Below are 12,473 nucleotides of genomic sequence, written 5' to 3'. Positions count from 1 at the left end.
TTCGATGCTCGGCTCTTTGCTCAGTCGAATAGTCTGCGCTGACTACGCAATACTAGGCTGGCCGGCCGCACGAGCGAGCAAAGGTTTCGAAAAGAACTGTGCGATAGAGGAACACCGCATCGGGCTCGGAATACTAGTCGCGACCGAAAATGACTGCTATCCAACGCAATCGAGCTTCGACAGCTATCATGGGACTCAATCCCCTTCGCGCTATTTCGTTTCGTCGAGCACCATTAACCCTCGGGTTTTGTCGACGGTACGCCGGCCGGCATTGGAACCCGTCGCGGTGGCGTCGCTGGAGGCGTTGAAGTTACGCAGAATACCCAGCCAAATAGCATCCAGCAATGAGGATTTGCCGCTGCTCGAGGCCGCGATTGAACTCGAGCGGGTGCGCGGGCGACAGCGTTGCGTCGTCGTCCAGCGGGTGCCCTCCGTGTCGATTCATCATGTCTCGGACATCCAAGATATGACACGGGCGGGAAAACCAGCGTCGGTGTCGCGGGCTGGAATCCTTATCGCGGTTCAGTTGACGCCGCTACCCACGGCGACAAGCAAATTGATGATCCTCGTAATGGTGGCGGTGACCGGCCTGGCAGGCAGTGACGGGTCGATTGCCCGTTGAATGCCCAGCCCGATGCCGGCGCTGAGGAATAGATTGCCGAGATCGTCGAGGCTGTCGGCAGACCCGTTTAGCATCAGCTGCTCCTCGGTCAGCCCTTGGCCGGTGAGCATGGACCGCAGTGCACCGACGACCATTTGCGCGGCTTGGTTGCGTAGTCCGCTGATCATTTGGGTGAGTTCGAAATTGTGGCGGGAGAGCACGGCGAATTCCAGTTCCAGCATGGTCCATCCCACGTCGCCCGCGGTGCGTTCCAGCCATGCGTTGAGCGCGTCGACCCGTTCGGATATCCCGGTGTCCGACTTCGCGAGATCGGACATTTCGGTGAGCTTCTCTTGGTGGATCGACTCGAGCACTTCCCGGCATAGGTTGGGCTTACTTCCGAAATTCGAGTACACCGCTCCCTTGGAGTAGCCGGCGTCATCGGCGATGTCCTCGAGGCTGGTGGCCGCGTAACCATGGGCCAGAAACCGCTGTTTAGCCGCCTCGAGCAGCTCGGCTCGGGTCTGTTCCTGGCGCTTCGCCCTGGTCAGCCGTGGCATGCGCCGATGATAGTTCGGGGGGCGTACCCGAAGTATTGATTTAACTCATGGTATTCAAATACTGTCGGTATTTGAATTTTAAACGCGTGGAGGCTTCATGGGCAGATCCCGAGCATCAGGCTCGGTCGACGGGGCAGTCGTCATCGTCACGGGCGGGGCACGCGGTATCGGCGCCATGACGGCGGAACTTTTCGCCGCGCGCGGCGCAACGGTGTGGATCGGTGATGTCGACACCCCCGATTCCCACCTCGACGTGACTGATCGCTCGTCGTGGAAGCGAATGGTCGCACGGGTCCTGGATACCTCTGGGCGTATCGACATCCTCGTCAACAACGCGGGGGTGATGCCGTTGGGTGCCTTCGAGGTCGAACCCGAAGCCACTACCGATCTCGTGCTTGACGTCAACGTGCGAGGCATCCTCAATGGTATGCAAGCAGTCATCCCCGCGATGATTGATCAGGGCGCCGGACACGCGGTCAATGTTGCCTCGATGGCGGGAATGATCCCGATTCCTGGAATGGTGACCTACAACGCCAGCAAGTTCGCCGCACTGGGCGCGTCGTTGGCCGCCCGGCGGGAGTACACCGGGACCGGCGTGACAGTGTGTGCGGTACTGCCATCGACGGTGCGCACCGAATTGACTTCGGGTGTTCGCCTTGGATGGGGAATGCCGACAGTCGATCCCGATGACGTCGCGCGCGCGATCCTGCGCACGGTGCGAACCCGCGCCGACCGCACCTCGGTGCCGGGCTGGGTGGCTCCGATGTGGTCCTTTGTCGACGCATTTGTGCCCGAGTTCGTCGAGCAGGCGGTCCGATCCCGCATCTCCGACCGTCGCGCCCTGACCGAACTCGACGCTGGTAGGCGCTCGGCGTATCTGCAACGCCTGGACCGCCAGGCCAAAGACCATGCGGAACAATCGCATTCAGGGCCTCAGTCGTGAGAACAGCTGTGGTGATCGGTTGCGGTGGGACGATCGGCGGCGCGTAGGCCATTGCTGCGCTGCATGCGCTGGCAGAGCAGACCGGCATCGATCCGCGCGACGCCGACCTTATGCAGGGCACCTCAGCAGGTGCCGAGATCGTCACCATGCTCGGCGGGGGTGCCTCGATCAGCGACTTGGTCGAGATGCAGCGTGGCGTCAGCGGCGACGAACGTCTTCAGCGTCACATCGCGGCAACACCCGCGAGCCTGCCGCCAATACCAATACCCAGACCGCTCAATTGGCGCCTACCGCGCACGCAGCGCGGACTGGCCGCGGCGACCGGTATCGCCCCGATGGGCCGCGGGGATACCGGCTGGTTGCAACGGCTTGCCGATGACTTTGCAGGGCCATCGGGCTGGCTGCTGCATCCCAACAGTTGGATGGTGGCATTCGATTACGAACGCGGCGAACGGGTTTCGTTCGGAACTTCGAGCGCACCGGAAGCCACTGCCGGCCAGGCGCTACGCGCGTCGTGGGCTATCCCAGGCTGGATGCCGCCCGTGACAATCGGCGGGCGGCACTTCGTGGACGGCGGGGCGGCCTCGACCGCGTCCGTCGATCTGATCGAGCCCGATGCTGTCGACGTAATTTATGTCATCGTGCCGATGGCGTCCGAGAATGGTTGCCGAGCTTCCGGCGTCGGTGGATTTCTCGAGTACCATCTGTTCCGTCGCGCCATGTCGGCCGGGCTGCAGCGCGAGGTGGACACGGTACGGGGCCGCGGCACCCAGGTTGTGGTCATTAGTCCCGACCACACGGACCTCGCGGGTCTGGGCGCGCACTTCATGCGACGTAGTCGGCGGCGCGCAGCGTTCGAATCTGCCATGCGCACTGCGCCGCTTGCTATACGACGCGCGCTGGCCAAGAGCGAGGACATGTGACGACCAGAGACCCCAGGATCGTCATCATTGGCGCCGGGATGGCCGGTATCGCCGCCGCGTATACCTTCAAACAAGCCGGGTTCACCAACTTCACCATCTTGGAGAAGGGTTCCGACGTGGGCGGGGTCTGGCATTGGAACCGTTACCCCGGACTCACTTGCGATGTGCCGTCCCAGATCTACCAGTACGGTTTTGCTCCCAAACCGGACTGGAGCCACCTGTGGGCCGCGGGCGCGGACATTCAGCGATATCACCGTGACGTCGTCGACCGATTCGGGCTGGAGGCGCATCTGCAACTGAACGCCGAGGTCGTCACCGCTCACTACGACGGCGGTACTTGGACGGTGGCCACGGCTGGCGGGGACGACCTCGAGGCCGACTTCGTCGTGTGCGCAACCGGTGTGCTGCACCATCCGAACATTCCCGACATCCCGGGTCGCGACTCCTTTGCCGGACCGTTGGTCCACACCGCACGATGGGATCCCGACTTGCCGACCGCGGGCCGGCGGATTGCGGTCATTGGCACCGGTTCGACTGGTGTACAAGTAGTTTCGGCACTGCAGCCCGCGGCCGAATCGCTCACCCACTTTGCCCGCTCCGCGCAGTGGATCTTGTGGGCGCCGATGGGGCTGCAGCAACCTCGGTCGCTGACCAGGGCGTTGCGCCGCTGGCCGCGGTTGCTGGACCTCACGTATGCCCAGTTGCAGTGGGCGTCGGGAATCCTCGCCGACATCGTGACGAAGCCGTCGTGGCGGCGCAGCCTGGCGCAAGCCTATGCGCGCGCGAGTCTTCGTGTTCAGATCCGCGACCCGCAGTTACGCGCACAGCTCACCCCCGACTATGAACCTTTGTGCAAGCGCCAAGTCGTATCGGGCACCTACTACCGGGCCATCATGGCGCGCAATGCGCACTTGGTCACCGACCCAATCACCGAGATCACACCCACCGGCGTCCGCACTTGCGACGGCGAGCACCACGACGTCGACATCATCGTGCTGGCCACCGGCTTTCACCCACACAACTACATGCGGCCGATGTCGATCGTCGGCCGCGACGGGATCACCCTCGACGACGCTTGGTTGAAGGGTCCCCGCGCCTACCGGATGACCGCAATCCCCGGATTCCCGAATCTGTTCACTGTGCTCGGGCCAAACTCACCGACCGGGTCCATTCCGCTGCAGTACTCCGCGGAATTGACCGCTCGCTACATCGTCAAGTGGCTCAACAAGTTCCGCGACGGCGACGTCAGCGAAGTCGAAGTCACCCAGCAAGCCACCGACGAGTTCAACGCAGCGGTTGCCGACGCCATGGGTCCGACGGTTTGGAACGCCGGCTGCAATTCCTGGTATCTCACCGACGACGGGTCCATCGATCTGTGGCCATTCGACCGGACCACTCTCACCCAGATGCTGAGCGAGCCCGAGCCGGCGCACTACTGGACCACCTAACTTCACAAACAGCAGATCGTAAATCCGTCGATTCCGCCGAATTCATCCAGCTCGTTCTCACCCAACAGAAGTCAACTCAGGGTGGATTACGCATTGACCTCGCGCGCCTTATTGACAAGGAACACCACCACACCGACGCCCAGCCATACCAGCCCGCCGATCTTGGCCAATGAACCAGCGTTGAACAAGACATAGGCGATGATGACGAATCCCAGGGCTGGCACCACCAGGTGCAGCAGATAGTTTCTAGACTTCTTCCGCACCACGTAGAACCAGATCACAGAGACGTGCAGCAGGCAGAAGCCGAACAGTGCGCCGAAGTTAACCATCGAGGTGATGAGTTCGATCTGGCCGACAAAGAACAGCACCAGCACCAAGCTGACGGCGCTAACCGTCAGCGTTGCAGCCATCGGGACCTGTCGCGAGCTGACCTTGGACAGATAACGCGGCAATTGACGATGCCTGCTCATGGAGAACAGCAGCCGACTGGTCGCGGCCTGTGCGGCCATGGCGTTAGCAAATCCAATGGCGATTACGTTTACCACGAAGAAGGCGTTCATCCAGCCGGTATTGGTTGCCTCCCGGACCAATTCGAAGAACGCGTTTCCGGCCACGTCGTCGGGAAATGACTTCCGACCGCCGGCCAACAGACAAGCCAGCCACGTCTGGATCACGAACAGAAACGTGACGAGGAACAGCGCGCCTACCATGGCCCGACCGGCCGGGTTCTTCTTTCCGGTTGACTCCTCGGACAGTGTGGAGATGCCGTCGAACCCCAGGAAACTAAGCACGGCGATCGATAGCGCGGTCGCCATCAGGGGAGCGCTCACCGCACCAGAGTTCCAGATGGGTGCGGTGCTCCAACCGACGTGCGGCAATCGGCGACCGGTGATCACCCGGACCGCGATGACGACAAAGATGACGACGAAGAGCAATTCGACGGCGAGGAAGACTCGATTGGCTTGCTTGAGGGAGTTGACTCCAAGCAGATTGATAACGGTGTTCACTACCACGAATAGCATCGCCCACATCGAACGCGGTGTGCTGGGGAACAGGCCGACCATCGACTCGGCAGCAAAGACATAGAGCAGCGTCGGAATCAGCAGGTAGTCGAGCAAGATTGCCCAGCCAGCGAAAAACCCTGCTGCAGGCGAGATTCCGCGACCCACGTAGGAAAACACCGAACCAGCGAGCGGGAAGGACTTAGCCATCTGCGCGTAGGCCAAGGCCGTGAACACCATCGCCATCAAGCCGATGACATAGACGAGCGGAACCATGCCCGACGCACTGTTGTAGACGGTGCCGAAAATCGCCCACGGAGCAATGGGCACCATGAAAACCAACCCGTACACCACCAGGTCGACCGTGGCGACTGAGCGGTGCAACTCTTGTTGGTAGCCAAACGACTCCAGCGTGTCCCGCGCATTGGCTCCGGTTCGAGTTTTCAAAACATTCATGGGGTTCCTGTCTGATCCAGGGGTTAGTTTCTGGCAGCGTCGTAGCCAGCCAGGAACGTCGCGACGACAGAAAGGAATGCCTCGGGCTTCTCCAGGTGCGTGCAGTGGCTGGTGCCGTCGAAGACGTGGCTGCGGACGTCGGGGATCTTCTCTAAGTAAGGCCGCCAAGTGTCCGGTATCGCCTCGTCGAACTCGCCGGCGATCACCAGCGTGGGGACATTGATCGATGGCAATCGCTCAATGATGCTCCAGTCCCGCAGAGTGCCCACCACGCGGAATTCGTCGGGGCCGTTCATCGTGAAGTACACCGTGGGTTCGGCTTCCATCTGTGCCACGTTAGCGACGAAATCCTGAGGGAGCGGCATCGTGCGGCACACGTGGCGGCGCTAAAACTCGTCGGTACCGGCGACGTACTCCCGATCGGTAACCGAGCCGTCGGCAAACACGTGAAATATCCGGCAGTCTTTCAACCGTTTTGGTGGTGCTGGCCTCACTTGAGTCCGTGAACAATGACCGTAGCTAGCAGGTGAATCAATTCTGCGCCCCGTAGGTTTGCAGTCGTTTCATGGCCAGCGATGACGCTGATGGTTGCGGCGATTCCGACCTCGTCGAGTTCGAGATCGGGGCGGCGGCTGAGGGAAGAAATTCGGTGAGCACCGCGGCGAGTGCGTCTGTGCGCCTTTCGATGACGATGGCGTCACTGCTGTCGATGCATTCGGGAGGGTCTAGACGTCCAACCGCCTCAGGAGGTCTTCACTGCCGGGCATTCGAGAGGGTAGGCCCGCGCAACCCGCAGTGCCTCCAGCGGTATTTGCTGATACTGCCGGTACGAATCCGCTCCGATGCTCGCCCGCGTCACACCCCCGCCGGGACCAGCGCCGCCGACGTCCGCATCTCCTGACGCAGCGCGGTGAAGTCCGTGATCGTCTTGGTGGTCACGGTCGCCACCGGGCGGGCATTACGCCCGGTGGCTTCGCGTTTGGACACCATCACCACGCTGTCGATGTAAGGCTGGATCGTGGTGGCGTTTTGCACCGTGGCCACGATAACCAGCTGGAAGCCGAACTTACGGAACGCCTGCAGGGCCTGCTGAGCGAACTGTGGGTCGGACTTCGAAAACGCCTCATCGAGCATGAGCTGAGCGAAAACCGGTTTATTGTCCGCACTTTCAGGCGTCGCCAGGTTGAAGCTCAACGCCCCGGCCAGACAGAACGCCATCAGCTTCTCCTGCTCGCCACCGGAGTTGTCGCCGGCGTTGCTGTGGGTGCGGATCAGGTCATCGCTGCTGATATCCCATTCGGCACAGTCGAAGGTGAATCGGTTGCGGACATCGAGGGCGTCGCGGGTCCAGGCCTTGTCTTCCGGTGCGGTTGACGCCAATCGATTACGCAGGCGCAGGATGTCGGCGTACTGGTCCAAAATGGCCTGCTTGTCGCCGAGGCCGACTTCGGCGATGCGCCGTGAGATGGCCCGGACGATCTCGGTGAGTTCGGCGACCGCGGTCAGGCTGCGCGAGGTGGCGCGCAGGGTGAGGCGGGTGCCGCGGTTGAACTCGACCGCACCCAGGCCGGTGTTGACTCGTTCGATCTGCTCGCTGATTCGCCGGGCCTCCTGCTCGGCAACCCGGTGCAGGGTCAGGATCGCATCGGGTGCCTGCTCGGTGACCAGTCGCAGCATCCGCTCGTAGGCCTCGGGCAGTTCCCGTTCGTCGATGTGGCGGCACAAGGCGACATAATCGTGGACGCGTTCGTCGAATACCTCGCTGTCGTTGGGGATCGCGTCGGGGAACGCGGTGTCGAACGTGTTGAGGATGCGCGCCAGCTCATCGTATGAGCGCCTGCGGCTTTCGCGCAGTTGCTCACGTTCACGCCGGATCGCGGTGAACAGCGCGTCACGATGCGGCTCGGGGTTGAGCACATCCAGCGAAACCGGCACGTCGGCGGCATACCGATTCAGCAGCTCGGTCAGCGGCTCGGACACGAAGGCGGGCGCAAGCCGTTCCGCCAGCTCGAGCAGCCGGGTCCGGCGTCCGTCGAGATCGTCGCGGCGGGTCTGGATGGCACCGCGACGGGTCATCAGGGCCTGGATCTGTTCCCAGCACTCCTCGGCGCGCGCGGTGAGCGCCTCAATATCGGGGTTGTCGGCCAGCAGCAGCTCGAACTGCTCACGCAGCCGTTCAGCGTGTCCGTCCGCGGTCTCGGTGTCGATGTGGGTCCACTGCTCAAACTGATCACAGATCGCCTTGAATGCCGCGGCCCGGTCCCGCCACTGCTGGCGCTCGGCGGCGATATCGTCGGCGACGCCCCGGGCCCGGCGAAACGCTTCGTCGGCGTTGGCCAAATCGACCGTCAGGGCGTCGATCTTGGCGGCGACGTCACCCTAGGTATATATAGTCGGCCTGCTTGAGCGGCCGGCGATCGTCCTTGATGGCCAGGCGGTCGGAGTCCTTGTACAGGCCGGTGTCGGTGACGGCGCGGCGGAACCGGGGAAATGCGTCGGGGCTGTCCACACAGACGCGATCGCCCGCGGCAGCAACGACGTCTGCCGCCTCGGCGGCACAGGCGTGCGTCGGGTCGACCACAAACAGCTTGCCCGCCAATGTGTTCGGGTCGGCCTCGGTGACCTCGGCTCCAACGAACCTGGCGCGGACGTGATGCAGCTGAAGGCGCCCACCCATGTTGGTCTCGTTGACGAAGCGCAGCACCGCGGCGTAGTGACTGTCCGGAACCAGCAGGCGCAAACCCACGCCGCGCAGCACCTTCTCGACCGCGACACGCCAGCGACTCTGCTCGGCCCGCAGATCCATCAGCTCGGCGATGTAGGGCAGCTCGATCGGTTTGATACCCACCGCGGCACAGATGTGTTCGCGCATCACCAGCGCGAACTCCGGAAGCGCCGAGCCGACGTGCTCGACACGTTTGAGTTCTTTGGCGGCATCGTCTCGGGCGATGCGAGCAACCTTCTGCGCGTATTCGGCATCGGTCGAGGCTTCGCGGCCACGGTCCAGTTTGGCCAACAGCTCGGTGGCGCGCGTGCTGAGTTCCTCACGCAGATTCCAGAATTCGTCGGCGGTCTCCGGGACGTCGAGATCGTGCGTGCTGAGTATGGATTCGTAAGCGGTGCGCCGACGCGACACCTGCTCGGCGTGCGCCTCGGCACCGGCCACCTGAGACTGCAACGGACCCAGGCTGGTGCTGGATCCGCTGATCTGCGCATTGAGCGAATCACCTTCGGCCTTAGCGAGATTGAGTTGCCGGGTGACGTCCTCGTATTCGTTGCCGAGCTGGTCGATCGTGGCATCGAGCGATTCGATCTGGGCCGGGCACTGCGCGAGCCGGACGTGATCGGTGTAGGCCCGGACCATCGGCTGGTCGACCAGATCGATGATGCCCAGATCCGAGGACTCCGAGGCGTAGCGCTGCTGGACCTTCTCGATATCGCCGAGGATCTTGCGCTTGCGTTGCGCGACGGCCAGCAGCTCGCGGGCGTCGACCAGCGGGTCGATCTGCTTGAGCGCCTCGGGTAGCCGGGTCAGGCTGCCGGGCTCGTCAAGCATGAACTCCCGGACGAATTGCTCAAGCCCACCAACGCTTTTCAGTGACTTGGCCTTGCCGAGCAGCTGCTGTGCGGCGTCAGAGGCACGGATGCCGATGGTGGCGTAGAGCTGGGCGAGGTACTGCGATTCCACTTTGGTCGAGAACCGCCAGTCGTCCTTGAACACGCCCGCGTCGAAACGGCCGGCGGCCCACCGGTTGCAGACGTTCTCGATATCGCGGTCGCCGTCGGCCAAAACGAATCGGCTCGATGAATCCGACCGGGATTCGCCGGTGAGCCACTTGAGCACCAGGCCGGTGACGGTGCGGCCGGTGTTACTCGCGTAGGTGACGGCGATCGCCGACCAGGCGGTGCCGTCGCCGCGCAGGTACATCACCTTGCTGGCACCGGCGTCACTGCGTTGGCCCCACGCGCCGCGAACGTATTTGTCGACGGTGCGTCGGCCGGCGCTGGAGCCCGCCGCGGTGGCGTCGCCGGAGGCGTTGAAGTTGCGCCGGTTGAACGGCAGGAAACCGAGCGAAATCGCATCCAGTAGTGAGGATTTACCGCTGCCCGAGGCTCCGGCGATCAACGCGCCGCCCTCGCTGAACGGAATGGAATGGTACCCATCGAAGACGCCCCAGTTGATGACCTGTAGGCGCGACAGGTGGAACTGTTCAGTCATCCTCGCGTTCCTCCTCGTCGTCGCCGTCCGGCAATCCGGCGATGCTGCCGCCCAACAGGACTTCGAACTGCTGCTGAAGTTCGGTGATCACCGAGGCGGTCATGACGGCGTTGATGACCGGACTGACGGTGTAGCTGTCCTCGTCGTCGCGCGTCTTACGCAGGATCTCGAGGGAGGCAAGCCGGCCAATGGCACCGTCGATGCGTGCGGTGAACGTGACCGCGTCGCGGTCGACATCGTTGAGGACACCGGAGAACAGCCCGTGCATTTCGTCGCGGCTGATCACGACCGCTTGATCACCCGAGGCGCGCATCATCTGCGCCAGGTGCAGCGCCAGAATCGAGTCGTAGGTGCCCAGCGGTTCACGACGCAAAAGCTTTACACCCCGGGCAGATTCGTAGCGGGCCTGTTCGACGAACGCCACGTCTGCGCCGTCGACAATGCGCAGCAAGAGATCAAGTTCGGAGAGCCTGACGGACAGCTGGGGCCGGTACTCCAGCACCCAGGTGTAGATGTCGCGGTCGGCTTCGGCGCTGATGTAGCGGCGAGTCAGCAGTTGTTGTAACGCCCAGCAGGCCCGGTCTGGCAGCTCGGAAACGTCGCCGTCGAACCGGGGCCGGCGCTGGTGCGGCGTGCGGGCGGCTTGGTCGACCTCGGGGAGCGCGGAGAACCCGCTGTAGTCCGCGGCCTTGTCAAAGGTCTCTTCGACGGTCACGCGGTTGCTCCCAGCAGGGTGGAGACGGGTTCGGTGAACATCAAGTGCGGCACCTCCATTTCGCGGTCGCGACCGTCCAGGGACTGAAAGCGGACGGTGACCGACTCGGAACCTTGTGCGGATTCCGGTTGTTTGAGTGCCCATGACCACAGCACGATGACGTGGCCGAGGTAAGCCGAGTCGAGCATGGCGACCGCATCCGGGAGGGAAAGTTGCGTCCCGGAGCTGATCGCGGTGTTGATCATCTCGGACATCGCGGGCGCGTCGACCTGGGTGGTCAGCGCGGCGAAGCTGGTCAGATCGACCTCACCCTCGGCGACCTGGGCTGGCTTCGGATTGGACAAGTCGCCGATCCGGAAGCTCAGCGCGCCAACGGAACTGAACGCGTGCCGGGCCAGGGGGAGTTCGATATCCAGACGGGAGTCGGTCAGCGACGCCTTGAGCAGGTTGCGCGCGGCGCCGATGGCTTCGTTGAGCTGACGGGCCACGCCCCGGCTCTGTTCGAGGGTGCCGAATGCGGTGAACCTTTTGACGCGCTGCGCGCAGCGCTGTTGGATGCGTTCGACTTCGTCGATCTGGTGGCCGACCAGTTCGAAGAAGCCGGCCATCACCTTGCGCAACGCCGGATCGAGGGCCGGCAGGGCGGCGGCGACCGCGGCGACGTCGGCTTCGAATTCGGCGCGCTGGTCGGGGTCGTTGATCATGCGCAGGAAGGCGCGGTGCGAGTCGCGGCCCTGGGAGTCCCAGGCGGCCTCGTAGTCGGCGTACATGCGGCGCTGCCGGTCGCGGTATTCGACGTTGCTGTCGATCGGCTCGTCGAGGGCGGCCGTGGCCCGTTCGATCATGATCCCGTATTGGCCGATGTCGGTGATCAGGCGCTCCATCTGCAGGGCGATGGCGTGGGCTTCGTCGTAGGCATCGGTGAGATCGACGTCTTCGCCGGGGTCAGCCGAGGTGGAGCCCCGGTCCAAGGCGTCGAGTTCGGCTGCCAGTGCTGCGATTTCGGCTTCGATACTGGCGCGGATGCGGTCCGGGTCATTGCCTACCCGCAGCGCGACCTGCTTGAGCCGCGACGCGATGCCGTTGATCGAGCCTCCGGTGGCGATCGTGTCCTGTCGGCGCATGCCCCGCAGAAAATCGAGCGCCCGACGTGCCTCCTGGGTCAAATAGCACAGGTTGCGCTCGACTCCGGAACGCTGATCGGCGACCCGGTGCAGCCAACCCTGACTGGCCCAGGACTTGATCAGCGCCAGGCCTGACTGCTCGCCCGCCTGGTCGAGTTCGGCGAGGTCGCGCTCGAGGCGTACGACGAGGTCGGCCTCGGGGACGACGCCGCCGCTGAGCTGACGCTCCATCAGGGTCGCGTAAAGGTTCAGGTTCAGCGTGGCCAGCAGGCGGATCGTCGGCGAGCCCTGTAGGCCGCGATTGCACTCGAACAGGTCGGCAGGCGACAGCGTCGTGTCGTCGTCCAGCACGTGCCCTCCGTGTCGATCGGTCATATCTCGGACGGTCCAAGATATGACACGGCGGGGACAATCCGCGTTCGGTGGGCGGGGTGTCGGGGGATGGTTTGGTTTGGTGAGTCACAGCGGCCACTGTCATCGCTC

General features: G+C 63.4%; 8 protein-coding genes and 1 pseudogene. 3 read left to right on the top strand and 6 right to left on the bottom strand.

The features are described from left to right. Nucleotides 1–522 precede the first annotated feature (522 nt). The gene (locus tag G6N54_RS02595) at nucleotides 523–1,161 is read right to left on the bottom strand and encodes a TetR/AcrR family transcriptional regulator (protein WP_163788444.1); all 639 of its coding nucleotides are present in this window, start codon (nucleotides 1,159–1,161) and stop codon (nucleotides 523–525) included. A gap of 97 nt (nucleotides 1,162–1,258) precedes the next feature. Between G6N54_RS02595 and G6N54_RS02590 the strand changes: the two genes are divergently transcribed. From G6N54_RS02590 to G6N54_RS02580, 3 genes are read left to right on the top strand one after another with little or no spacing between them, the layout of a single operon-like run. Continuing rightward, nucleotides 1,259–2,104, top strand: a complete 846-nt coding sequence (locus tag G6N54_RS02590; protein WP_163788443.1) for an SDR family oxidoreductase — start codon at nucleotides 1,259–1,261, stop codon at nucleotides 2,102–2,104. Nucleotides 2,105–2,154: 50 nt separating this feature from the next. Next, a complete protein-coding gene (locus G6N54_RS02585; RefSeq protein ID WP_232073716.1) occupies nucleotides 2,155–3,027 on the top strand; it encodes a patatin-like phospholipase family protein in 873 nt (290 codons plus the stop codon). After that, nucleotides 3,024–4,475 carry a flavin-containing monooxygenase gene (locus tag G6N54_RS02580; protein ID WP_163788442.1) on the top strand — a complete coding sequence of 484 codons (1,452 nt, stop codon included), beginning with the start codon at nucleotides 3,024–3,026 and terminating at the stop codon, nucleotides 4,473–4,475. Before G6N54_RS02585 ends, G6N54_RS02580 begins: the two co-directional genes overlap by 4 nt. 86 nt (nucleotides 4,476–4,561) lie before the next feature. On the opposite strand, the gene G6N54_RS02575 is transcribed toward G6N54_RS02580, so the two are convergent. The 5 genes and pseudogenes from G6N54_RS02575 to G6N54_RS02555 all read right to left on the bottom strand — a co-directional run bounded on the left by G6N54_RS02575 (nucleotide 4,562) and on the right by G6N54_RS02555 (nucleotide 12,365). Then, a complete protein-coding gene (locus G6N54_RS02575; protein WP_163788441.1) occupies nucleotides 4,562–5,932 on the bottom strand; it encodes an APC family permease in 1,371 nt (456 codons plus the stop codon). A gap of 23 nt (nucleotides 5,933–5,955) precedes the next feature. Next, complete coding sequence (locus tag G6N54_RS02570) at nucleotides 5,956–6,258, bottom strand: alpha/beta hydrolase family protein (protein ID WP_179969158.1); 303 nt, start codon at nucleotides 6,256–6,258, stop codon at nucleotides 5,956–5,958. A 529-nt stretch (nucleotides 6,259–6,787) separates the two neighbouring features. Next, a pseudogene (locus G6N54_RS02565) lies at nucleotides 6,788–10,151 on the bottom strand (ATP-binding protein). Beyond that, the gene (locus G6N54_RS02560) at nucleotides 10,144–10,866 is read right to left on the bottom strand and encodes a DUF4194 domain-containing protein (RefSeq protein WP_163788440.1); all 723 of its coding nucleotides are present in this window, start codon (nucleotides 10,864–10,866) and stop codon (nucleotides 10,144–10,146) included. Before G6N54_RS02560 ends, G6N54_RS02565 begins: the two are co-directional and overlap by 8 nt. Next, nucleotides 10,863–12,365 carry a DUF3375 family protein gene (locus G6N54_RS02555; protein WP_163788439.1) on the bottom strand — a complete coding sequence of 501 codons (1,503 nt, stop codon included), beginning with the start codon at nucleotides 12,363–12,365 and terminating at the stop codon, nucleotides 10,863–10,865. Before G6N54_RS02555 ends, G6N54_RS02560 begins: the two co-directional genes overlap by 4 nt. Nucleotides 12,366–12,473: the final 108 nt, after the last annotated feature.

Source organism: Mycobacterium stomatepiae, from assembly GCF_010731715.1.
GTDB classification, from domain to species: Bacteria; Actinomycetota; Actinomycetes; order Mycobacteriales; family Mycobacteriaceae; genus Mycobacterium; species Mycobacterium stomatepiae.
Note: the sequence above shows the minus strand (reverse complement) of the source record. Positions and strands in the feature narration are given on the sequence as shown.

What these genes read in the sequence shown, in the direction of transcription:
- G6N54_RS02575 (WP_163788441.1), bottom strand. Translation starts at nt 5,932, where the DNA reads ATGAATGTTTTGAAAACTCGAACCGGAGCCAATGCGCGGGACACGCTG.
- G6N54_RS02595 (WP_163788444.1), bottom strand. Translation starts at nt 1,161, where the DNA reads ATGCCACGGCTGACCAGGGCGAAGCGCCAGGAACAGACCCGAGCCGAG.
- G6N54_RS02570 (WP_179969158.1), bottom strand. Translation starts at nt 6,258, where the DNA reads ATGGAAGCCGAACCCACGGTGTACTTCACGATGAACGGCCCCGACGAA.
- G6N54_RS02555 (WP_163788439.1), bottom strand. Translation starts at nt 12,365, where the DNA reads ATGACCGATCGACACGGAGGGCACGTGCTGGACGACGACACGACGCTG.
- G6N54_RS02590 (WP_163788443.1), top strand. Translation starts at nt 1,259, where the DNA reads ATGGGCAGATCCCGAGCATCAGGCTCGGTCGACGGGGCAGTCGTCATC.